At 31.5% G+C, this 20,890-nt stretch carries 20 protein-coding genes; 9 read left to right on the top strand and 11 right to left on the bottom strand.

What is annotated here, in order from left to right:
* Positions 1-19: 19 nt before the first annotated feature.
* The 8 genes from WNY60_RS03190 (at position 20) to WNY60_RS03155 (ending at position 9,710) form a co-directional block, all read left to right on the top strand.
* Positions 20-892 carry a DUF4846 domain-containing protein gene (locus tag WNY60_RS03190; RefSeq protein ID WP_342861507.1) on the top strand — a complete coding sequence of 291 codons (873 nt, stop codon included), beginning with the start codon at positions 20-22 and terminating at the stop codon, positions 890-892.
* Between the two features lie 53 nt (positions 893-945).
* On the top strand, positions 946-1,320 hold the full coding sequence (locus WNY60_RS03185; RefSeq protein WP_186439233.1) for a Na(+)-translocating NADH-quinone reductase subunit F: 375 nt from the start codon (positions 946-948) through the stop codon (positions 1,318-1,320).
* A 48-nt stretch (positions 1,321-1,368) separates the two neighbouring features.
* Positions 1,369-2,352, top strand: a complete 984-nt coding sequence (locus tag WNY60_RS03180; RefSeq protein WP_342861506.1) for an FAD:protein FMN transferase — start codon at positions 1,369-1,371, stop codon at positions 2,350-2,352.
* 163 nt (positions 2,353-2,515) lie between these two features.
* Complete coding sequence (locus tag WNY60_RS03175; RefSeq protein WP_342861505.1) at positions 2,516-5,359, top strand: histidine kinase; 2,844 nt, start codon at positions 2,516-2,518, stop codon at positions 5,357-5,359.
* A gap of 10 nt (positions 5,360-5,369) precedes the next feature.
* Positions 5,370-6,122, top strand: a complete 753-nt coding sequence (locus WNY60_RS03170; RefSeq protein ID WP_145006367.1) for a LytTR family DNA-binding domain-containing protein — start codon at positions 5,370-5,372, stop codon at positions 6,120-6,122.
* A gap of 102 nt (positions 6,123-6,224) precedes the next feature.
* On the top strand, positions 6,225-8,303 hold the full coding sequence (locus WNY60_RS03165; protein ID WP_342861504.1) for a T9SS type A sorting domain-containing protein: 2,079 nt from the start codon (positions 6,225-6,227) through the stop codon (positions 8,301-8,303).
* 152 nt (positions 8,304-8,455) lie between these two features.
* On the top strand, positions 8,456-9,316 hold the full coding sequence (locus tag WNY60_RS03160) for a hypothetical protein (RefSeq protein ID WP_342861502.1): 861 nt from the start codon (positions 8,456-8,458) through the stop codon (positions 9,314-9,316).
* A 37-nt stretch (positions 9,317-9,353) separates the two neighbouring features.
* Positions 9,354-9,710, top strand: coding sequence for a hypothetical protein (locus tag WNY60_RS03155; RefSeq protein ID WP_292947193.1), 357 nt, complete (start codon positions 9,354-9,356; stop codon positions 9,708-9,710).
* Between the two features lie 50 nt (positions 9,711-9,760).
* Here WNY60_RS03155 and WNY60_RS03150 read toward each other — a convergent pair whose 3' ends face one another.
* The 4 genes from WNY60_RS03150 to map are packed head-to-tail and all read right to left on the bottom strand — an operon-like array spanning position 9,761 to position 12,529.
* Positions 9,761-10,129, bottom strand: a complete 369-nt coding sequence (locus WNY60_RS03150) for a DUF423 domain-containing protein (RefSeq protein ID WP_145006379.1) — start codon at positions 10,127-10,129, stop codon at positions 9,761-9,763.
* Positions 10,130-10,145: 16 nt separating this feature from the next.
* Complete coding sequence (locus WNY60_RS03145; protein WP_145006382.1) at positions 10,146-10,916, bottom strand: class I SAM-dependent methyltransferase; 771 nt, start codon at positions 10,914-10,916, stop codon at positions 10,146-10,148.
* Positions 10,917-10,921: 5 nt separating this feature from the next.
* Positions 10,922-11,704: a DUF3050 domain-containing protein gene (locus tag WNY60_RS03140; RefSeq protein WP_342861501.1), complete on the bottom strand. Its 783-nt coding sequence runs from the start codon at positions 11,702-11,704 to the stop codon at positions 10,922-10,924.
* A gap of 6 nt (positions 11,705-11,710) precedes the next feature.
* Entirely contained in the window at positions 11,711-12,529 is an 819-nt protein-coding gene (gene map / locus WNY60_RS03135) for a type I methionyl aminopeptidase (RefSeq protein ID WP_342861500.1), read from the bottom strand.
* 122 nt (positions 12,530-12,651) lie between these two features.
* On the opposite strand from map, the gene WNY60_RS03130 reads away from it, so the two are divergent.
* The gene (locus WNY60_RS03130; RefSeq protein ID WP_342861499.1) at positions 12,652-13,923 is read left to right on the top strand and encodes an acetyl-CoA hydrolase/transferase C-terminal domain-containing protein; all 1,272 of its coding nucleotides are present in this window, start codon (positions 12,652-12,654) and stop codon (positions 13,921-13,923) included.
* Here the strand turns inward: WNY60_RS03130 and WNY60_RS03125 are convergent.
* The 7 genes from WNY60_RS03125 to WNY60_RS03095 all read right to left on the bottom strand — a co-directional run.
* On the bottom strand, positions 13,920-14,321 hold the full coding sequence (locus WNY60_RS03125) for a hydrolase (protein WP_342861498.1): 402 nt from the start codon (positions 14,319-14,321) through the stop codon (positions 13,920-13,922). The two genes, WNY60_RS03130 and WNY60_RS03125, sit on opposite strands and share 4 nt — an antisense overlap.
* Before the next feature lie 376 nt (positions 14,322-14,697).
* Positions 14,698-16,215, bottom strand: a complete 1,518-nt coding sequence (gpmI, locus tag WNY60_RS03120) for a 2,3-bisphosphoglycerate-independent phosphoglycerate mutase (RefSeq protein ID WP_342861497.1) — start codon at positions 16,213-16,215, stop codon at positions 14,698-14,700.
* Positions 16,216-16,295: 80 nt separating this feature from the next.
* Positions 16,296-17,063, bottom strand: coding sequence for a M48 family metalloprotease (locus tag WNY60_RS03115; protein ID WP_342861688.1), 768 nt, complete (start codon positions 17,061-17,063; stop codon positions 16,296-16,298).
* 22 nt (positions 17,064-17,085) lie between these two features.
* Entirely contained in the window at positions 17,086-17,814 is a 729-nt protein-coding gene (locus tag WNY60_RS03110; RefSeq protein WP_145006403.1) for a M15 family metallopeptidase, read from the bottom strand.
* Complete coding sequence (locus tag WNY60_RS03105) at positions 17,811-18,284, bottom strand: GNAT family N-acetyltransferase (protein ID WP_342861495.1); 474 nt, start codon at positions 18,282-18,284, stop codon at positions 17,811-17,813. The genes WNY60_RS03110 and WNY60_RS03105 overlap by 4 nt, the downstream gene beginning before the upstream one ends.
* Before the next feature lie 179 nt (positions 18,285-18,463).
* Entirely contained in the window at positions 18,464-19,612 is a 1,149-nt protein-coding gene (locus tag WNY60_RS03100; protein ID WP_145006409.1) for a gliding motility-associated C-terminal domain-containing protein, read from the bottom strand.
* Positions 19,605-20,890, bottom strand: a 1,286-nt coding sequence (locus tag WNY60_RS03095; protein ID WP_342861493.1) for a hypothetical protein, incomplete at its 5' end; no start/stop codon positions are given. The genes WNY60_RS03100 and WNY60_RS03095, both read right to left, overlap by 8 nt.

Raw genomic sequence — 20,890 nt, 5'->3', positions numbered from 1 at the left:
TTTTTCGTTTATAAATAGTATGAAAAAAATAATTCTTACTCTTTTTATATTTATAACCTTGTTACTTTTAGTCTACAAGCTTAACCCAAAACCTGTTAAGCTGTTTGTAAATAAGTTATCTAAAAGTGTAATACAATCACGTATTAACAAGGATAGTTTAACTATTGCGTCTAGGGTAAATCCTCCAAAAGGATATAAAAGAGTTGATTATCCATTAGGTAGTTTTCAAGACTATATTAGAAACTACAAATTAAAAGCTTATGACAGTAAGATTATTAATTATGATAATTCTTTATACTATTGGCAAAAAGGACATGAAGGTATATTAGATATTAGCGTGCCTAAAAATGGATTACAACAATGTGCAGATGCTTTAATTAGGATAAGAAGTGAATACCTTTGGCAGTCTGACAAAAAGGATAAAATAGGGTTTAATTTTACTTCTGGACATTATTGCTCATGGTCAGATTATGCTAAAGGATATCGCCCAAAAATTACAGGTAATAAAGTTGTATTTAATAAGACTGCAAGAGTAAACACTAGCAAAGCTAATTTTTATAACTATTTAAATTTAATATATATGTACTCTGGCACCTTATCACTTTTTCACGAGTTAGAGCCAGTAATCAAAGTAGAAGATTTAAAAATAGGCGACATGCTTATTTTAGGTGGTAGTCCAGGTCATATTGTAATGTTAGCAGATCAAGTTGTTAACGATAAAGATGAAAGCTTGTTTTTATTATTTCAAGGTAATACACCTGCACAAAGTGTTCATTTAGTAAAAAACCTTGAGGATGCTTCTATGTCTCCTTGGTATGACTTAAAATTGGATGCTGTAATTCCAGTGTCTAACTTTACTTTCTATAACTCTAAATTTGCAAGATTTAAGTAATTTGTTAGTCGGCTTTTTTTCCGCGAAAGCGAAATAAACTTTATTTTTGTAATATGAAAGCACTATCAAAACAAGAGTTACATAATCTAGCCATGAATCATGTAGGTAAAGACCTAGAGAAACGTGGTTTTGAGTTTATAGCAATTAATAGTCAACTTAAAAGTAATCCGCAATTTGTAGTTATGGATAAAAATAAACAATACTTTTTTGTGGTTGTTCGCGCTGTGCTATTACCTGATAATGCTAATAATTACGACGTTATTTGGATGGAGTCATTTAAAAAGCACGCCACAGATAATAATTCTAAAATATTATATGCTGGCGTTGGATTGGGTAATCCAAAAGGAGAAGACTTGCCTGTTTATTTAAATCAAGAATATTTAATCGAATATAATGGGATTCAATTAATTGAAACCAACCTAAACTAAGACTAAGACCTAAAATTATTAGTCTTTTAAACTTACAGCATAGCCTATATGAAAAAATACACGCTTTTATTTTCTGTCTTATTTATTGTTTTCTCTTGTAAAAAAGAACCACAATTACTTAAAGTATCAGGTCCTGTTTTCGGGACAAGTTATAGTATACAATATTTTGATTTGGATGGCACAAGTTATAACAAACAATTTGATAGTCTGTTTGCAATTATCAATAAATCCATGTCTAATTATCAAGATAACTCTGATATTTCACGGTTAAACCGAAATGAAGAAGTTGAAGTAGATAATCATTTTACAACCGTTTTTAAAGCATCAAAGCAAATTTATCGCGAAACCGAAGGTGTTTTAGATCCAACCATTGGAAGGATAGTTAATGCTTGGAATTTTGGTTCAGAAAAAAATACAATGACTTTGGACAGTGTTAAAATTGATAGTTTAATGCGTTTTGTGGGCTTAAACAGGGTTGGATTAGTTGATCGTAAAATAAAAAAACCAGAAGCCTCTTTTATAGATTTTAACGCGATAGCTAAAGGGTATGGAGTAGATGTAATTGCAGATTTTTTAGAATCTAAAAATATTAAAAACTACATCGTAGATATTGGTGGAGAGTTAAGAGCAAAAGGTATTAATGTTAGCAAAGCTAAAGGTTGGACTGTTGGTATTGAAAACCCAAATTATGATGGCTCTCAAAGCTACAATGAAACATTAGTTTTAAAAGACCAAGCTATGGCAACTTCTGGGACATACCGTAAATTTAAAATTGACGAAAACGGAAACAAATACGCACACATTATTAATACTAAAACAGGTTATCCATCTAAAACCAATATTTTAAGTGTCTCTGTTATAGCTAAAACCTGTATGATGGCAGATGGTTATGCTACTGCTTTTCAGGCAATGGGAATGGAAAAAGTAGATTACTTTATGGCAAAACATCCTGAGTTAAAAGCGTTCTTGATTTTTGAAAACGATAAAGGAGAATTGGAGTCTAAAGCATTTAATAATTTTCCAGTTAATTAATCTTATTACCATTTAAATAGGTTTTTATACCGTTCGCTAATAATTTATAATTAAATAGCAGTCAATTTTGTAGCTTTGAGAAAAGCATAACTAATTGATCCATCGCTATTTTATATTATTTTTAATCTTACTCGCTAATCAAATAAGTTTAGCACAACAACCTGTGTCCATACATCTTACTGAAAAAGATGGTTTACCTGATATAGAATTTTATGATTTATTAGAGGATAACAAAGGCTTTATTTGGTTAGCAGCAGATAAAGGTTTGTATAGGTATGACGGCAGAAACTATAAATTATTTACTAATCCCGATAAAAGAGGACGCTCACTTTTTGGTTTAAAATTAGACAATAAAGGACGACTTTGGTGTAATAACTTATCAGGTCAATTTTTTTATGTCCAGGATGAGCAGTTAACGCTTTTTGAGGATTATAGCCATATTAAAACCTTAGTAGATTTTAATATCTACGATAATCATTTAATAATTTATGAGCCATCCAGAATAGTAACTGTAGATATTAACACAAAAAGTATCACTGCTATATTGGATAGTGGGACAAGGTCTTATATGGGAGATCTCAACCATAATCCAAAAGGGTTTTATTATAATAAAAACAGTATTATATGTTTTTCTCCAACAGTTGATTTTCAAGATGCTAAAACTTTAAATAATTCGCCAATTGCAGCATTTAATAAACGAGTTATAAGTAAATTTTTTAAATGGAATGATCAGATATATTATTTTAACCAATTACAAACGATTAGTAAAACTAGTTTGTATCAATTATTAGATGGTGGTATAAAGGAAGTTGACATTCCAAAACAACTTCAAAATGTAATTGTAATTCATTCTTATAACAACAATAATAGTTTATGGGTTTTAACAAATAAAGGCGTTTTTATATGTCAATTGGATAGTGGTGGTTTAGTAGTAAAAAAACATCTTTTTAAAAATGAATATATCACAGATCTTGTTATCGATAAGGACAATAATTATTGGTTATCTACACTTAATAATGGCGTATTTGTTTTGCCAAATAAACAACTAAATAAAATAAATTTACCCAACAATATAGGTGTACAAGCTATTGAGGAAGTTAATGACGATTTACTGTATATAGCTACTAACTCAAATGAGGTATTTAGTTACAATCTAAAAAATAATAAACTTAAAAAATTACCAGAAAGTTTTAATAACAAAATATATAACATTTGCTATAACCCTTTAGCAAAGGACTTATTAATGGTTGCGACTACGGATTCAAAAATTTATAATCTAGACACCAAGCAAAGTCAAAGTAGTAACCTGATAGTAACAAAATCAATTGATGTGTTGGATCATAATCAATATTTAATTAGTCTTCCACATTCACTTTCTATTTATAATAAAAATAAAGACTCTATTTATAATCTTAGAACATTAAGAAGCTATGGGTCTGTATTAAATAAAGCAAAAAACAAAGCGTATTGTAGTTTTGTAGATGGCTTAGGTTGGGTAGATTTAAAGACTAAAAAGTATAAAAAAATAACCCATAATAACAGTCCTGTTTATGCCTTAAAAATCGCGATAAGCCATGACGATACGGTATGGGTTGCTGCAGATGGAAAAGGATTATTAGGTTTTAAAAATGATAGTTTAATTACGACAATAAATATAAAAAACGGACTAGCATCAAACTTAATTAATGTACTAGTAGCAGATAAAAATGTAATTTGGATAGCTACAGATAAAGGTTTACAAAGCTATAATTATAAAACAAAAACATTAAATACTATTAATAAACAAGATGGTATAGACTCGTACAATATTAACGCTATTGAAGTCGTAGGAGATCAAGTCTTTTTTAGTTCAAATACAGGTTTGTATAAATTTAATAGTAATAAAATAAATACTGTTAGAAGTACTTCTCAACCTTATTTTACTAATGTATCCATACAAGAAAAAGATACCATAATTAAGACGTCATATACCTTAAAGCAAACAGAAAGCGAAATTAGATTTGGATTTAATGTCAATGGATTTCAAACCAATCAGTTTGTCAATTTTGAATATCAGTTAGAAGGTTATGATAATAATTGGATAGCTTTAGAAAACGGATTAAACTTTGTTAAATTTAATACTTTACCAGCAGGACAATATAAATTTAATGTAAAAGCAAAAAACACATCTCAAAGTAATTACACAAACCCAATAAGCATTGCCTTAACAGTCCGTTTACCTTTTTATAAAACTTGGTGGTTTTATCTGTTGTTTTTACTAACTTCTGTTGGATTGGTTTGGTGGTACTATTCCCAAAAAACAAAACGATTAAACAGTGTACAACTTCAAGCCTTAGAAAAAGCAAAGATCAATCAGCAATTGGTGTTTTCGCAATTAGAAAATTTGAGATCACAAATGAATCCTCATTTTATATTTAATGCATTAAACTCTATCCAAGATTATATTATTTTAAACGAAAGTAAATTAGCGCGTCAATATTTAGTTAAGTTTTCTAGACTTATTAGGACCTATTTGGAACATAGTCAAGCCAATGAAATTTCATTAAATGAAGAAATTAAAACACTAAAACTTTATCTAGAACTTGAAAAAGATCGCTTTGATGACGATTTTAAATTTGAAATTAATATTCATCCAGATCTAGATTTAGATAAGACTTTTGTCCCTACATTATTTATTCAGCCATATGTTGAAAATGCTTTAAAACATGGTTTGCTTCATAAAAAAAACAATAAAAAATTGGTGCTTAATTTTAAGCAGGATGGTAATAATAAAAGTCTAATATGCGAAATTATAGACAATGGTATTGGACGTAAAGCATCCGCAATTATAAAAAATCAACGTCAGGATAATTACAAGTCTTTTGCAACCTCTGCTAATCAAAAAAGGATAGAGCTACTAAATCGTAGTCATAATAAAGCAATAACATTAAATATTGAAGATATTATTAATGCAAAACATGATGTTTGCGGTACCAAAGTGGTAATTAAAATACAAGTAAAAGATTAAAAATTAGACCATGAAAGCGATAATTATAGACGACGAAAAAAGAGCTAGACGTATTTTAAAAACCTTGATAGAAGAAGAGTGTCCAGAAATTGTAACCGTTTTTGATGCAGAAAATTTATTGGAAGGTGTAGCCATAATTAAAGCAGAACAACCAGACGTTGTGTTTTTAGATATAGAAATGCCTAACCATTCTGGACTTCAAATTTTAGAATTTTTTAAAAATGATACGATAAATTTTCAAATTATTTTCACGACCGCTTATGGACATTATGCGATTGATGCATTTAAATTATCAGCTGTAGATTATTTGCTAAAACCAATTGATATTGACGAATTAAAAACAGCTATAAATAAAGCGTCTGATAGTTTAGAAGAAAACTTTATAAAAGAAAAATTACTTAATTTAGAACGTAATTTTCAACAATTAGCATTAAATAAAATAGCTTTAGAAGTTCCTAAAGGAATACGATTTGTTTCGCATGAAGATATCTTGTTTTTTGAAGCAGATGGAGTCTACACTAAAGTGTTTTTACAAAATGGTAAAACAGAATTAATTTGTAAAACGCTAAAACATTTTACAGAGCAATTAAGCAATAAACCATTGTTTTATAAACCGCATAGATCGTATTTAATTAATCTTAAGTACATGACAGAGATCACTAAAAAAGATGGTCTTCAAGTTATAATGAGTAATAATAAAAGCATTCCAATTGCACGAGACCGTAAAGATGAATTTATGGATATTATTAATCGTGTATTTTAAAATAACCATTCATTTACAAATACTTACCATTCACTAAAAAGTTAAAAAATTAAAGGCTATAGTTTAGCATTTTTGTTCCATAATTTTAAAATTAAATATATTATGAGAATAAAATTACTTTATGTATTGCTTCTTGTTAGTGGTTATGCTTTTGCGCAATTCCCATCAGATGCAACTAAGCACTATTCCTTTACAAATGGTGATATAACCAATCAAGTAGGTAGTAATTATAATTTGGTTGTTAATACAGGTTATGGGACTCCAACTTTTGTAGATGACCGTTTTGGTAATTCAAATTCCGCTGTCGACTTAAATAATGGACATTATAACATGGGTGTAATGCCCAATCGTTCTGGTTATTCTGGTAACCAACTATCTTTAAGTTTTTGGATCAAATCGACTACAGATGGTATTTTATTTCATCAATACGATAATGTTCAAGAAAATGGTTGGATTTTAGGACTAACAGGTAATTCTATATTTTATAGGACTGGGTATTTTTGTTCCTATGGATTTTCTTGTGGTAGTTTTCCAGACAACCAATATATAGCTAGTAACGTTTTAGATAATAATTGGCACCATATTGTAGCTATTGTCGGAAAGGAAAATGATGGTGTTGATCAACAATATATCAAGCAATTGTACATTGATAATGTCCTACAACTCGACTTTGTTTTAACGACTGTGCCTTTTAACGGTGTTCAGGAAGTTGGAATGTTAAATAGTGGCGATTTATATAATGCTTTAACAGGTGGTACAACTGGTAATAATAGATACGACGGAGTGATGGATGACATTTATTATTTTGAGCGTAAAATTACAGCTGCCGAAGTAAATGCGTTGTATAATAATGGATTGGTAGTAGATATTCCAGATGCTAATTTAAAATCAAACTTGGTATCTAATCCAGCCATCAACACTAATGGAGATAATGATATACAAACTGCTGAAGCCATAAATTATACAGGAGCTATTAATGTATCTAATTTAGATATAAGTAATAGTCAAGGTATCGAGGCATTTGTAAATATTACCAGTTTAGATATTAGTAACAATAATTTAGAAACTTTAGACTTATCATCCAATATTGTATTAACAAGTTTACAAGCTCAAAACAATAATTTAGTAAGTTTAAACATTAAAAACACAAATAATAATGCTATTAGTAATGCTAATTTTAATGTGTCAAACAACTACGCTTTATACTGTGTAGAAGTTGATAATGTCAGTTACAGTCAGACAAATTGGACCAATGTTAACGCATACACAATTTTTTCTCTTGATTGTGATACAGCAATTGTTAATATTCCAGATACGTCACTTAAGACTAGTTTATTAAATAATATAGTTATAAATAGTAATGGTGATTCCGAAATACAAGTGTCTGAAGCTAAAAGTTTTACAGGAGGTGCTTACTTAGGGGTTAACGGGATCCAAAGCATAGAGGGTTTACAAGCTTTTGCATATATAACTAGTTTAGATTTAGATAATAATAATATCTCTAACATGGACCTGAGAGCGCATAAATACTTAACCAATATATACATTAGTAATAATCCATTAATGACTTTAAATATCGATGGATTAAAATTAGCGACTTCCATTGTAGTAAGTTATACAGGGTTAACAAATATTGATGTATCAACTATTACTAATTTGCAATATTTTGAAGCCCAATATGTACATAACTTAGGTAATTTAGATTTTTCTTCAAATTTGGATGTAAATTATATTTACGTTAGTGGTAATTCTCTAGCAAATATTGATTTAAGAACAGGAACCAATGTGGCCAATAATTTATATATAGAAACGATTGGATCGCCTAATCTGACTTGTGTTTTTGTTGATGACCCTTCATTTAGTCAAAGTAATTCTTTTAAAAATTCAATTACCGAATTTTATCAGTTAGATTCAGAGTGTACTAATTTTACATTAAACATAGAGGATTTTCAAATTCAATCTAGCTCAATATCACTATACCCAAACCCAACAAAATCTACCTTAAATATAAAAACAGCATCAGCTATTGCTAATATATCTGTCTATTCATTACTAGGAAAACAAGTTATTAAAACCAACTCTAAAACTGTAGATGTTTCTAATCTTTCAAACGGTGTCTATCTAATTAAGATTATGGATGTTAACGGAAATAAACATGTAAAGCGATTTATTAAAGAATAAAGCTATCTATTAATTTTAAAAAAAAGGAAAGTCAATTTGGCTTTCCTTTTTTTTGTTGCTATTCATTATTAAAACCTTACCATTCACAAAAAAGCAGAAAATGGATTACTATAATCGCTCCATATTTGTATCAAACCAGAAACAAATATATTATGAAGTACATTATTTTATTTTTTATTGCATTAGTAACCACAAGTACATTTGCTCAAAACACAATTTTCGAAAATTTAGAACAACATGGAGATAGTATTACCTATTTAGAATATGGAGCTATTAGAAAAGATAATAAAGGCAAGCTTTACGCACATCTTAATCCAGGAAGACAACCAGAAGAAGTACAGATAAAAATAAGAAGACACGAAAATATCCCTTGTGGTATAGAAATCTTATCTGTTTCAGAAGATGGAGAGCAATCTGTCAAGTATTGGCAGGACATGACTAAACAAACCTATATAGATTTAATTAACTACCCATTTACCTCTATTGCTTTTCATAATGGGTATTATGAAGGTTATGTGGCAATAGGCAACTACGTGTTTTTTATTAAAGATTTTAAAAGTAAAACAGAATTTGGAGAAATTAGTCGTGTTTATGTATTAAAAGGTACAACACCAGAAGGAGAAGAACCAGCAAAAAAGAAAAAGAAGAAAAAGTTTGGCAAATTTTTAAGTAAAGTAAAAGACGTTGCTTTAAACACAAAGTCCGAAGTAGATTATACCAAAGCACCAGAGTATAAAGCATTGATGTCTCAGGATATTAAAAAAATGATTACCGATTATTTAGTGGCAATGAAAGCAAAACAAGCAGCTCACACAACAACTGCTAAAGAAGAAGCAGATTTAGAGATTGTTAAAGCTGAAGGTAAAAAATATGCGGAGTACATTAAGACTAAAAACGATGCCTACTGGCAAAGTCCTGAAGGTCAAAAAACACTCAGAGTTTGGAAATTAAGAGATCAGCATAAAGCAAGTTGTCCTAAAACAGCAGAATCGTGTGACAGTTCCTATCATTAATAAAGACGTCACTAATAATCTAAAAATTTAACTAATTATGAAAAACTTTAAAACCCTAATGTTATTATGTTTAACTGTATTGCTATTTAATTGTAATGCAGACGACGATCAAGCACAAGTAAATAATAATCCAAGTGCTTTTACCTTAACAGAAGGTGTCGCTACAGCAGATGGTATAACTTTTAATTGGACTGCATCTGTAGATCCCGATAATCAGGACGTCGTTTATGCAATTTTTTTAAATGGAGATTTGTTATCCGATAACTTAACTGCGTTGACTTATGTTATAGACTATAATTTATTTGTAGGAGGAGAGGATACTATTGTAGTTGTGGCTTCCGACGGTTTTGGAGGTGTTACTGAGCAGCAGATTGTTGTTAATTTGATATCGTAATCAAAGAAGACTAAAACAAAAAAGGCTACATCTAAGTAGCCTTTTTTGTTTTAAAATATATTAACTATCAATAACAACCAACCTGTCACTAAAAGTAAACCACCAATAGGTGTGATAGGACCTAAAAATTTTAATTTTTTACCTTTAGCATCAGATAAAATTAAACCGTAAATACTAAACGAAAACAGTAGTATTCCAATAACAAAACACCAATAAATAGCAGCAGTCATTGGTCCTTGACCATAGCCAATAGCTAATAAAACAATAGCGTGATACATTTGGTATTTAACGCCAACTTCAAAACTATGTAATTGATCAGTGGTTAAAATCTTTTTTAAAGCATGTGCTCCAAATGCTCCAAAAATAACAGATAGCATACCAAATACAGCACCTGTTGCAATTAATATTTGTGAAGTCATAATTTATAATGTTAGATTATTGTTTTTTATATACGACAGGAATAATTTCGCCTTTTGCTAAGCAGTATTTTTCTATCGCTTTCGCGGAAAGTTTGCCAGTATAATCTACTTCATTCACCATAAAACCAATGTCTCTAAGTTTATTAAAGTAGTCGTATCCATAGACACGTACATGGTCGTATTGGCCAAAAATTTCAGCACGTTCTTTTTTATCAGTAATGGTATTGTCTTCAAAAGTAGTTTGTCTAGTCAAATCCTGCGGAATTTGAAATATGCCATAACCACCAGGTTTCATAACACGATATAACTCTTGCATAGCCTTAGTGTCATCCGGAATATGTTCTAGCACATGGTTGCATAAAATAATGTCATAACTGTTATCCTCAAACGGAAGATTACAAATGTCTGCTTTAACATCTGCAATTGGAGATAATAAATCTGTTGTTGTATAATCAATATTGTCTAAGGCTCTAAAACGTTTTAAAAAACATTGTTCTGGTGCAAAATGTAGTACCTTTTTTTGATTTGTAAAAAAATCGGTTTCGTTTTGTAAGTATAACCATAATAACCTATGACGCTCTAAACTTAGGGTAGAGGGAGACAAGACGTTATTGCGTTGTGTACCATAACCATATGGTAAAAAGCTTTTAAAGCTTTTGCCATCAATTGGGTCTGTAAACGTATCTCCTTTTAAAAAAAAAGCTAGAATAGGACGTACTACGTAGCTAAGCCTTATTAGTAAAGGTCTAGGTATTAGATTTAATATAAGTTTAAATAGTTTTTTCAAAGGACTTAAGCTTCAACTGCTACGTGTGCTGTTATTAAGTTGTAAATACCATCCCATAACTTAATACGATAGTTTAATGCTTGTTTAGAAACGTCTAAAACATCGTCCCATTTATTGGCATCATTAGCACAAAGTTCTTCAATCATTTTTAAAGATAAAGGACCATGCTCATCACCATCTAACTCGATATGACGATTTAAATAATAGGTTAGTTTGTTAAAGCTATTTTGATCGGCTTTAGATTGATTTATAATCTGAAAAAACATGTCAGGTATAACATCTTCACGACCAAAAGTAAACGCTGCAGCTATTTTATGTGCTTGATTTGTTTTAATTATTTCAAATGTAAACTTTACAAACGCTAAAGTTTCAGGATTGAACTGCACTGTTTTTAAAGCTTCGTCAATTGAAAACCCACTTTGTAATTGCGCCATTAAATAATCAATTTGAATAGTATTAGCTCCAACTTGTTGCATCGCTTCTAGATACATTTCAAAGTGGCTTTTTGCTTGGCCTACCTCATTTATATCACTTTCTTCACCTAAAACTATTTCATTTATAAATCTAGCAATGGATGGATTTGCAACAGGAATCCAAGGTAAAGTTGTTGTAGTTAATTGATTTTGAAGCGCTTTTAATAACGACATAAAATCCCAAACAGCAAACACATGTTGTTCCATAAATACCTTAATATCCTCAATGTTTGATAAAACAGAATATAATTTGTGGGTATTTAATGCTTGTCTTAATGGCTGAAGCTGATCTTCTAAATAACTAATGGACATCATTTTAAATTATAGAACTAAAGGGTTTTGTCTAAATTCATCTTCTTCGTTACTAACAATACCTAAAGCTTCATAAATATAGGCAAAGGTTGATAACAACTCAGGTTTACCATCTACGATAGCAACATCATGCTCAAAATGTGCACTTGGTTTACCATCTAATGTGGTAATTGTCCAACCATCTCTATGTTGTTTAATACGTTGCGTGCCAAGGTTAATCATAGGCTCAATAGCCACAACCATACCTTCTATAAATTTTTTACCACGACCACGTTTACCGTAGTTTGGCATTTCTGGATCTTCATGCATTTTAGTTCCTAAACCATGACCTACTAATTCACGTACAACGCCATAGCCATGATCTTCGCAATATTTTTGAATGGCATAACCAACATCTCCAACGCGATTGCCAACTTTTAATTCTTTAATACCAACGTATAAAGACTCTTTAGTCACTTGTAGTAATTTTTCGGTTTCAGGATCAATGTCACCTACAGCAAAAGTATAGGCGTGATCACCATAGTAACCATTTAAAATTGAACCACAATCTATAGATATAATGTCTCCATTTTCTAAAGGCGTATTATTAGGAATACCATGCACCACTTGAGAGTTTGGACTCATACATAAGGTGTTAGGAAAATCATATAATCCTAAAAATCCTGGAACAGCACCTAAATCTCTGATGTGCTCTTCAGCAATTTTATCTAATTGTAAAGTGGTAACACCTGGTTTTACTGCTTTAGCAACTTCACCTAATGTTTTAGAAACAACTAATGCAGCTGCGCGCATTAATTCTATTTCTTCTTTTGTTTTTACTATAATCATGGTTAAAAAAAATATGTGCAAATATACTTAAAATAAACTGCTTATTTTATTTTGAAGACATGACATTTAGCAGGTTTTAAAGTATTTTGATGTATTATTTTTGTACTCTAAATTTTAAAATTATGTTTACATCAGTCACAGCAGAAGACGATGTAAAAGTTATAAAATCTAATGATCGTGTTTATATTCAGGCTGCAGCTGCTGCACCTCAGTCGTTAATTCAGGCAATGACTAAAAGGCATGAAGAGTTAAAGCATGTAGAGGTTTGTCACTTACATACCGAAGGAGAAGCACCTTACGCTAATCCAGAATTAAAAGATAGTTTTCATGTTAATTCATTTTTTATAGGAAAAAATGTGAGACATACCTTAAGAGCAGGAAATGGATCTTATACGCCTGTTTTTTTAAGTGAATTACCGGTTTTGTTTAAAAGAAACATTATTAATTTGGATGTGGCTTTTATACACGTATCTGTACCAGACAAACATGGGTATTGCTCTTTAGGTGTTTCTGTTGAAGCTACTTTAGCAGCAATTGATAATGCAACAACAGTTATTGCTCAAGTAAATAAATTTATGCCAAGAACACATGGAGCGGGAATTATACATGTGTCAGAAATTGATACGTTTGTTGAAAGTCATCAACCTTTACCTGGACATGACATGGTGTTACCAAATGCTATAGAAAATACTATAGGTGATTATGTGGCTAATTTAATCGAAGACAGAAGCACTTTACAAATGGGAATAGGATCTATACCAAATGCTGTGTTGACTAGATTAACAAACCATAAAGATTTAGGGTTGCATACCGAAATGTTTTCGGATGGTGTAATTGACTTAATTTTAAAAAATGTAATAAACGGAAACTACAAAGCTATTAATAGAGGTCGTGCTTTATCTACCTTTTTAGTTGGATCACAACGTTTGTATGATTATGTTGACGATAATCCTTTTGTAGAAATGAGAGCATCAAACTATACTAATGATGTGTCCATTATTAAACAAAATCCTAAAATGGTAGCTATTAATAGTGCAATTGAAGTTGATGTTACAGGTCAAGTTTGTGCAGATAGTATTGGTGCACATATGTATTCTGGAGTAGGAGGGCAAATGGACTTTATTAGAGGTGCATCTTTAAGTGATGGCGGAAAAGCAATTATAGCATTACCATCGGTTACTAAAAATGGAATTAGCAGAATTGTCCCTACATTAAAACCTGGAGCAGGCGTAGTTACAACACGATCGCATGTGCATTATGTAGTTACAGAATATGGTGTTGCTAATTTATATGGAAAAACCATAAAAGAACGTGTCAAAGCATTAGTTAATATTGCACATCCAGATCATAGAGAACTGATTGATAGGCAATATTTTGATTTAATAAAGTATTAAAATTTAAACCAACTTTTTTTCTTTGGTTTAGGTATTTGGGGAGTGTCGTTAGTTAACATCTGATAGATTTCTCCCCAACCTAATATACCACCAATATTACGGTCGTCTATAAATAGGTCTGCGTGGATTTTTCTACTTACTTCATTGTTAAAGGTTTCTTCAGGAAAACTTTGGTTTATAGCATAAAACGTGATTCCATTTTCTTCGCAATAAGCAACAGCTTCGTCAAGTTTTTTTCCGTGTCTGTAAGTCCATAAAATTAAGCGATGGCCATCAGCTTGCAGGCGTTTTAAGGTTTCAAAAGCAAAAAGACGTTCTTGTCCAATACCTGGATATGCGTCTTCTACTATGGTTCCGTCAAAATCTACTGCAATTATAAGTCCTTTGGAAAGCTTCATTTAATATAAAAATTGAATCCAAAAATACAATAATTATTGATAAAGTAAAGGGTAATCTTAATAGTGGTACTTCAATTAGAATGAAACTCAAAATTAATTATAACGGAGTTCTCGATACACTTTTTTCGTGCCTCAAAAAGCACTCGAACTGACGTATGAGCAAAATAAGGTGTATTATAAATCGAGGTGTTTTTTAGCTCTCCTCTTGTTTTAAGAGGAGAATGAATTTTATTTCACTTTAAAACAAATAAAAAGAAAGAGGTGTTAAGTAATACTAAAACATTATAAATGTTTGATTTAGTTTTAATTTTTGAAACAAAAAAACGTCCTATCGATTATAATAGAACGTTTATTGAGATTTAATATTAAATTTTTGCTACACTAAACTATGACAAGTCATTGCTTTTGGTTGTTCTACACCCATTAATTTTAAAATGGTTGGAGCCATATCACCTAAAACACCATCTTTAATTGTTTTTAATTCTTTATCAATTAAAATAAGTGGCACTGGATTAGTGGTATGTGCTGTATTTGGTGATCCATCAGGATTAATCATTGTTTCGCAATTACCATGATCTGCTATTAGTAACGTTGTGTAGCCATGTGCTAAAGCAGTAGTCACCACTTTTTCTACACATTTGTCCACAACCTCACAAGCTTGTATTGCAGCAGGCATAGAGCCTGTATGACCTACCATATCACCATTTGCAAAATTTAAGCAAACAAAATCCGTAGTTTCTTTTTCTAATTCTGGGACTAAAGCATCTGTTAACTCAAACGCAGACATTTCTGGTTTTAAGTCATAAGTTGCAACTTTAGGCGAATTTTTTAAGATGCGACTTTCTCCTTTAAAAGGCGTTTCTTGTCCTCCAGAAAAGAAAAATGTTACGTGAGGATATTTTTCAGTTTCGGCAATTCTTATTTGTGTTTTATTGTGTTTTTCTAATACTTCGCCTAAGGTTTCAGTAATATTATCTTTATCAAACACCACATTAATTCCTGTAAAAGCATCACCATAATTTGTCATTGTCACGTAGTACAATTTCAATTTATGCATGTTCTGCTCATGATGGTCATTTTGATATAACGCATCTGTTAGTTCGCGTCCACGATCTGTTCTAAAATTAAAAAAGATAACAACATCGTCTTCTTTAATGGTAGTTAACGGAAGCCCTTTAGCATTTGATTTTATGATTGGTTTAATAAATTCGTCTGTAATATCTGCATCATAATTATGCTGCACACTTTGTGGTAAGTTATTTGATATTTCTCCTGTACCATTAACTAAAGCATCGTATGCTAATTTAATGCGTTCCCAACGATTATCACGATCCATTGCATAGTAACGACCTGTTAAACTAGCAAGTTTTGTATTAGTGTTTAGAGTGAAATCTTCGATGTCTTGGACAAACCCTTTTCCTGATTTTGGATCTACATCACGACCATCTGTAAAGGCATGAATATAAGTGTTTTTTACACCAGAAGCTTCTGCTGCAGTAATAAGTCCTTTTAAATGATTAATGTGAGAGTGGACTCCACCATCACTTAATAACCCTAATAAATGAACATTTTTATTTTCCGCTTTAGCGTAATTAAAAGCGTTAATTAAGACGCGTTCTTGTGCTAATGTATTATTATCAATTGCTAAGTTAATTTTAGCTAAATCTTGGTAGACTATGCGTCCTGCACCTAAATTCATATGACCAACTTCGCTGTTACCCATTTGACCTTCTGGTAAGCCAACATGTAATCCGTCTGTGCGTAATTGCGCATTTGGGTAATTGTGATATAAACTATCTAAAAAAGGTGTGTTAGCATTATCTATTGCAGAGACTTTTGGGTCAGGAGATTTACCCCAACCATCTAAAATCATTAAGATTACTTTTTTGTTCATTTTATTAGATTTTGTTTATACAAATATAAAAACAAAAGTCCTGCAATTGCAGGACTTTAAGGCTTATTTACTATATCGTTTTAGTTAAGACTATACTTTTTAATAGACGCTCTAATATGTTCAATGCGGTTGTCTGGGTCAGGATGTGTGCTTTGCATCTCTGGTTGTCTGCTAGGTCCTGCAGCACGTTTTAAAATTTCCATTACATCTATCATTTCTTCTGGATTATAGCCTGCACGAAGCATAAAACGTACACCTAAATCATCGCTTTCTAACTCATCATCACGACCATTGGTTAGTAATTTTGTCATTCCGTACTGTTGTATAAATCCTCCAGCATCAGCACCTACAGATCCAGCAGTTGATAGACCTTGCCAAAGCTCAGAATTTGCAATACGTTCTGCGCTATGTTTTCCTAATACGTGACCAATTTCGTGACCTAAAACGCCAGCTAATTGGTCCTCGTTTTCTAATTGAGAAAATAAGGCGTATGTGATAAATATTTGTCCTCCTGGTAATGCGAATGCATTAATGGTATTTGGATCTGCTAGTAAGTGAAATTCATATTTATAAGGTGTGTCCTTAGCAATACTGTTGTTAACTAGCTTGTTTCCAACATTGTCTACTAAAGCTTGATAGTTTTCATTGGCATATAAACCACCATGTTGAGCAGCCATTTGATCGCGACTTTGTAATCCCATTTGGATTTCTTGATCTGGTGTCATGGATATGGCTTGTTTTTTTCCTGTGTAAGGATTTATTTCTTGTTGACTGCAATATTTAAAACCGAAAAAAGCAGCAATACATAAGCCAATTAATAGTCGTCCTTTTAAGTTTCCTCTCATTATATCAATGTGTTAATGCTACAATTTACAAAAGTTCTGGGTTAATATCTAAAATATTTTGAGAGATATATTTGTTGATGAAATCTGCTGTAAATGAATCGATTCCGGATAATCCTTCAGTTTTTAATATTTCTGTGATATTTAAGTTTTTGTATGCTTTTAAATATGGAGTTGAAAGTGCCTTGTAGCTAAAGTGCCAAGGTTCGTATTTGAAGCCTTTACGATTAGCATTGTCAGTATATACTACATAAAAACCGTAAGTAGAAGCGTTAGTATCCATCCATTCTTTTAGCTTACAATAAGGACCATTGTTATGATAGTTTTTAGGCAATAAAACATTGTTTGGCTGCTTAACATTGGTTTGGTAAATATCAATATCTGTTCCCCAATGATGACGTGATGTCCCAGGAATTGTAGAGTATTCTATTATTTTTTTGATATTATCATGACTAGATAATCCTTTTGCTTTATTACTTTTAAATTTGCGTTCCCAAATGCGTTTTTGATGCGCAAAACTTCTGTAACTTGAAACTGTACCAATACTAATTCCGTCTTTTAAAGCTGCAGCTTGCATTTTTTTAAAGGCTAAATGGGCTTCTTCTCTTAGATTATATCCGTTTCCAAATAATTGAGGGTTACCTTTTCCTATTAATTCTTGTTCAGAAATACTAGATTGATTAAATGCAAGTTGTGGTAGTGTAGCTATTGAAATTACAATAAATACTATAAAGTTTAATAGTGTGTTTTTTTTCATTTTATAGATTTGTGCATGACGTAATGTGGTCCAACTTTTGGGATGTCAAAAATTTCTCCAATAGTTTCAAAACCATTGTTTTTATAAAAATTTAAAGCTTTAATTCTGGCATTAAACCATAGTCTATCAATTTTCTTAGTTTGTAAAAACTGAACGCCATAATTTAGTAGCTGTTTGCCAAAATGCTTGCCTTGATAGTTTTCTAAAACACCCATAGCGCGCAGTCTGTATTGTGTTTTATCATTAAATAAAGGAGAGCAATCCGCAACAAATGTGCTTACAGCAACTAAATTGTTTTTGTAATACAATCCAAAATGATATGTGTTTTCTAAATCATCTTGCTGAATATAACAGGCTTCAATAGGTTTTCCTTGTCTTAGTACAGCATGTCTAATAGGTATGGTTGCTTTACCAGAAATTTGTTTTATAATTATATCGGTATTTATAATCTGATTTAAGTTAGGTTGCATATCGTTAAGTCTATTAATCTTGTGAAAGTCACATGTCAAAATTAACTAATTTTGACTTAAATTATAGCTATGACTTTTTGCTTTACAGAATTAAAAACTCAAGCATTATAAAAAAACACCCTTTGCATAAATTCATTATGGCAAAGGGTATTAGTTTTATTGTATAATACTTCTAGATTTTAATAAGTTATATAAATATATCCTGAATAACTCTTGTTGTCATCGGTAAGTTTTAATACGTAAAAATAAGTGCCCACAGGTAATTTTTCGCCTTGATTACCAACTACAGTTTTATTAGATACGCCATTAAAGGTATTATCGTAATTTTCGGTTTCGTAGACAATTCTTCCCCAACGGTTAAAAATTTGTAGATTATTTTTAAATAACTCGACACCTTCTATTATAAAGTTTTCATTTAATCCATCATTATTTGGACTTATACCATTGTAGACCGTTAGTCCATCGCTACCAATTAAGGCTCCAAAAGTTATAATTTCATAATCTTCAGGAGTAAAAACAAATGAATTTATAGTACCATTATTAAGGGTTCCAGTTGTTGCGGAATTACCAAGGTCTAGCCATCTGTTTTCAGTCTTACTCCAACCAACAACTCTTAAATTTATAAGATCCGTAACTAAGTTGTTTATTTGGCTTTCTTGGTCCCAAGTTAATGTGATATAAGTTGCTGTACGTCCATTAAAGTCCCAAAATTCTTCAGTACTGACAGCATTTATAATTCCCTCAGAATTGTTTGTGTCAAAGGTGTTGCTGAAAGTAGAAGGGAAGTTAGGGTCTTCATTAAAATAAGCTGCAGTAAATTTTTCTAATGCTAATTGAGACGGAGTAATTAACGGTCTAAGTTTATCATCTTGTCCTATAGGAAAGTTGAAGGCTTCAGTGCTAATTACTGTAGCATAACCGTCGACATGTCTTAGGTCATCTTCTAGTGTATAAATGGCATTGTCAAAGTATTCAAGCGAAACTTCTGGAGTTTCACGTGGTGTAATAATGTCTCCAATTAAATAGTCTAAGCCATTTGTTACTTGTGTACTAATCTCTAAAAATAAATGATTGTCAACCGCAACTTCCATATCATAAAACCTTGGAATGCTAGTTCCTGAAATGGTTAACGGATTGTCTTCGTTGTAAAATCCAGCAACTCCTAAGTTTTCATTAAATGCGCCATCATTTTCTAGATTAGTATGAAATCCAATTTCTCCTTGGTTGTGTATTTGAACGTTTCCAAAATTGTGAAATGCAGTTTGTGTATTTCCATTTTGAGAAAATAAAATCGCTAACACTATTATAATGTGATGTAACTTATTCATATGCTGTGAAGATTACAAGTATGTTTTCAGTTCTATTATCTACATTTACAGTAAACCCAGTAGGATTAAATGAAACAAAACTAGCTGAAGTTAGTCCTAAATTATCTCCATTATTATTAGAGTACCTTATTCCAATACAATGAGAACTTGAAGCGTAACGAGAGATATCGTTAATTGAAGAACCACTACCTCCAACATATATAACTTGTTGCGTCGTACCTCTAACATATCCCGTCATAGATCCAAAAGAATTATTAAATCCATTATTGTTATTTCCTAAGCCATTATCAGCATTTATATTTTCACTTTCTACATTAGGATATGCTTGAAAGCTAATTTGAGAAGGTTGAAATGGAAGACCAGTGATTGTTTGATTTCCTGTTGCAGAGATTATAAAATGTCCAATATATGTACCTGAAGGACCAACAGGACCTTGTGGACCAGTTGCACCATCTGCACCATCAGCACCATCAGTTCCTGGAATACCCTGAGGACCTTGTGGACCAGTTGCACCATCTGCACCATCTACACCATCAACCCCTGGAGCACCTTGAGGTCCTTCAGGTCCTGATGTTACAGGTATATTGATTGTTCCTCCACCATTACTAAGAGTGACATCCTGTCCACTAATAGATAATGTTTGAATTTCATTAGTTGCATCAAGGTCTTCATCAGCAGTAATATGATCCGCTATTGCAGTTTCATTAGCAGTAATTGCTGTGTCTTGAGTTATTTGTTCAGCTTCTAAAGCATCAATACTATCTGTGTTGGTTGTAATGTTTGCAGTATTGTCAGCAATAGTTGTGTTTTGAGTAATCTGTTCAGCTTCAATAGCATCAATATCATCAGCGTTTTCTGTGATTTGAGATTGTAAAGCGGTATCATCAAAAGGAGTAACGCTTAAATCAAAGTCATTACCATTAGCCGTAATAGCAACAGAACCATCAGTAGATTCTACTGTTTGAATTTCATTAGTTGCATCAGTATCTTCATCAGCAGTAATGTGATCCGCAATTGCAGTTTCATTAGCAGTAATTGCTGTGTTTTGCGTTATTTGTTCAGTTTCTAAAGCATCAATACTATCTGTGTTGGTTGTAATGTTTGCAGTATTATCAGCTATAGTTGTGTTTTGAGTAATCTGTTCAGCTTCAATAGCATCAATATCATCAGCGTTTTCTGTGATTTGAGATTGTAAAGCGGTATCATCAAAAGGTGTTACACTTAAATCGAAGTCATTACCATTAGCAGTAACAGCAACAGAGCCATCAGTAGATTCTA

Origin of the sequence: Olleya sp. AS48 (genome assembly GCF_038900355.1) — a bacterium.
In the GTDB taxonomy this organism is placed as follows: Bacteria; Bacteroidota; Bacteroidia; order Flavobacteriales; family Flavobacteriaceae; genus Olleya.
Note: the sequence above shows the minus strand (reverse complement) of the source record. Positions and strands in the feature narration are given on the sequence as shown.

Coding starts and splice junctions, on each gene's coding strand:
- WNY60_RS03190 (WP_342861507.1), top strand. CDS start 20: ATGAAAAAAATAATTCTTACTCTTTTTATATTTATAACCTTGTTACTT.
- WNY60_RS03185 (WP_186439233.1), top strand. CDS start 946: ATGAAAGCACTATCAAAACAAGAGTTACATAATCTAGCCATGAATCAT.
- WNY60_RS03180 (WP_342861506.1), top strand. CDS start 1,369: ATGAAAAAATACACGCTTTTATTTTCTGTCTTATTTATTGTTTTCTCT.
- WNY60_RS03170 (WP_145006367.1), top strand. CDS start 5,370: ATGAAAGCGATAATTATAGACGACGAAAAAAGAGCTAGACGTATTTTA.
- WNY60_RS03165 (WP_342861504.1), top strand. CDS start 6,225: ATGAGAATAAAATTACTTTATGTATTGCTTCTTGTTAGTGGTTATGCT.
- WNY60_RS03160 (WP_342861502.1), top strand. CDS start 8,456: ATGAAGTACATTATTTTATTTTTTATTGCATTAGTAACCACAAGTACA.
- WNY60_RS03155 (WP_292947193.1), top strand. CDS start 9,354: ATGAAAAACTTTAAAACCCTAATGTTATTATGTTTAACTGTATTGCTA.
- WNY60_RS03150 (WP_145006379.1), bottom strand. CDS start 10,129: ATGACTTCACAAATATTAATTGCAACAGGTGCTGTATTTGGTATGCTA.
- WNY60_RS03140 (WP_342861501.1), bottom strand. CDS start 11,704: ATGATGTCCATTAGTTATTTAGAAGATCAGCTTCAGCCATTAAGACAA.
- map (WP_342861500.1), bottom strand. CDS start 12,529: ATGATTATAGTAAAAACAAAAGAAGAAATAGAATTAATGCGCGCAGCT.
- WNY60_RS03130 (WP_342861499.1), top strand. CDS start 12,652: ATGTTTACATCAGTCACAGCAGAAGACGATGTAAAAGTTATAAAATCT.
- WNY60_RS03125 (WP_342861498.1), bottom strand. CDS start 14,321: ATGAAGCTTTCCAAAGGACTTATAATTGCAGTAGATTTTGACGGAACC.
- gpmI (WP_342861497.1), bottom strand. CDS start 16,215: ATGAACAAAAAAGTAATCTTAATGATTTTAGATGGTTGGGGTAAATCT.
- WNY60_RS03110 (WP_145006403.1), bottom strand. CDS start 17,814: ATGAAAAAAAACACACTATTAAACTTTATAGTATTTATTGTAATTTCA.
- WNY60_RS03105 (WP_342861495.1), bottom strand. CDS start 18,284: ATGCAACCTAACTTAAATCAGATTATAAATACCGATATAATTATAAAA.
- WNY60_RS03100 (WP_145006409.1), bottom strand. CDS start 19,612: ATGAATAAGTTACATCACATTATAATAGTGTTAGCGATTTTATTTTCT.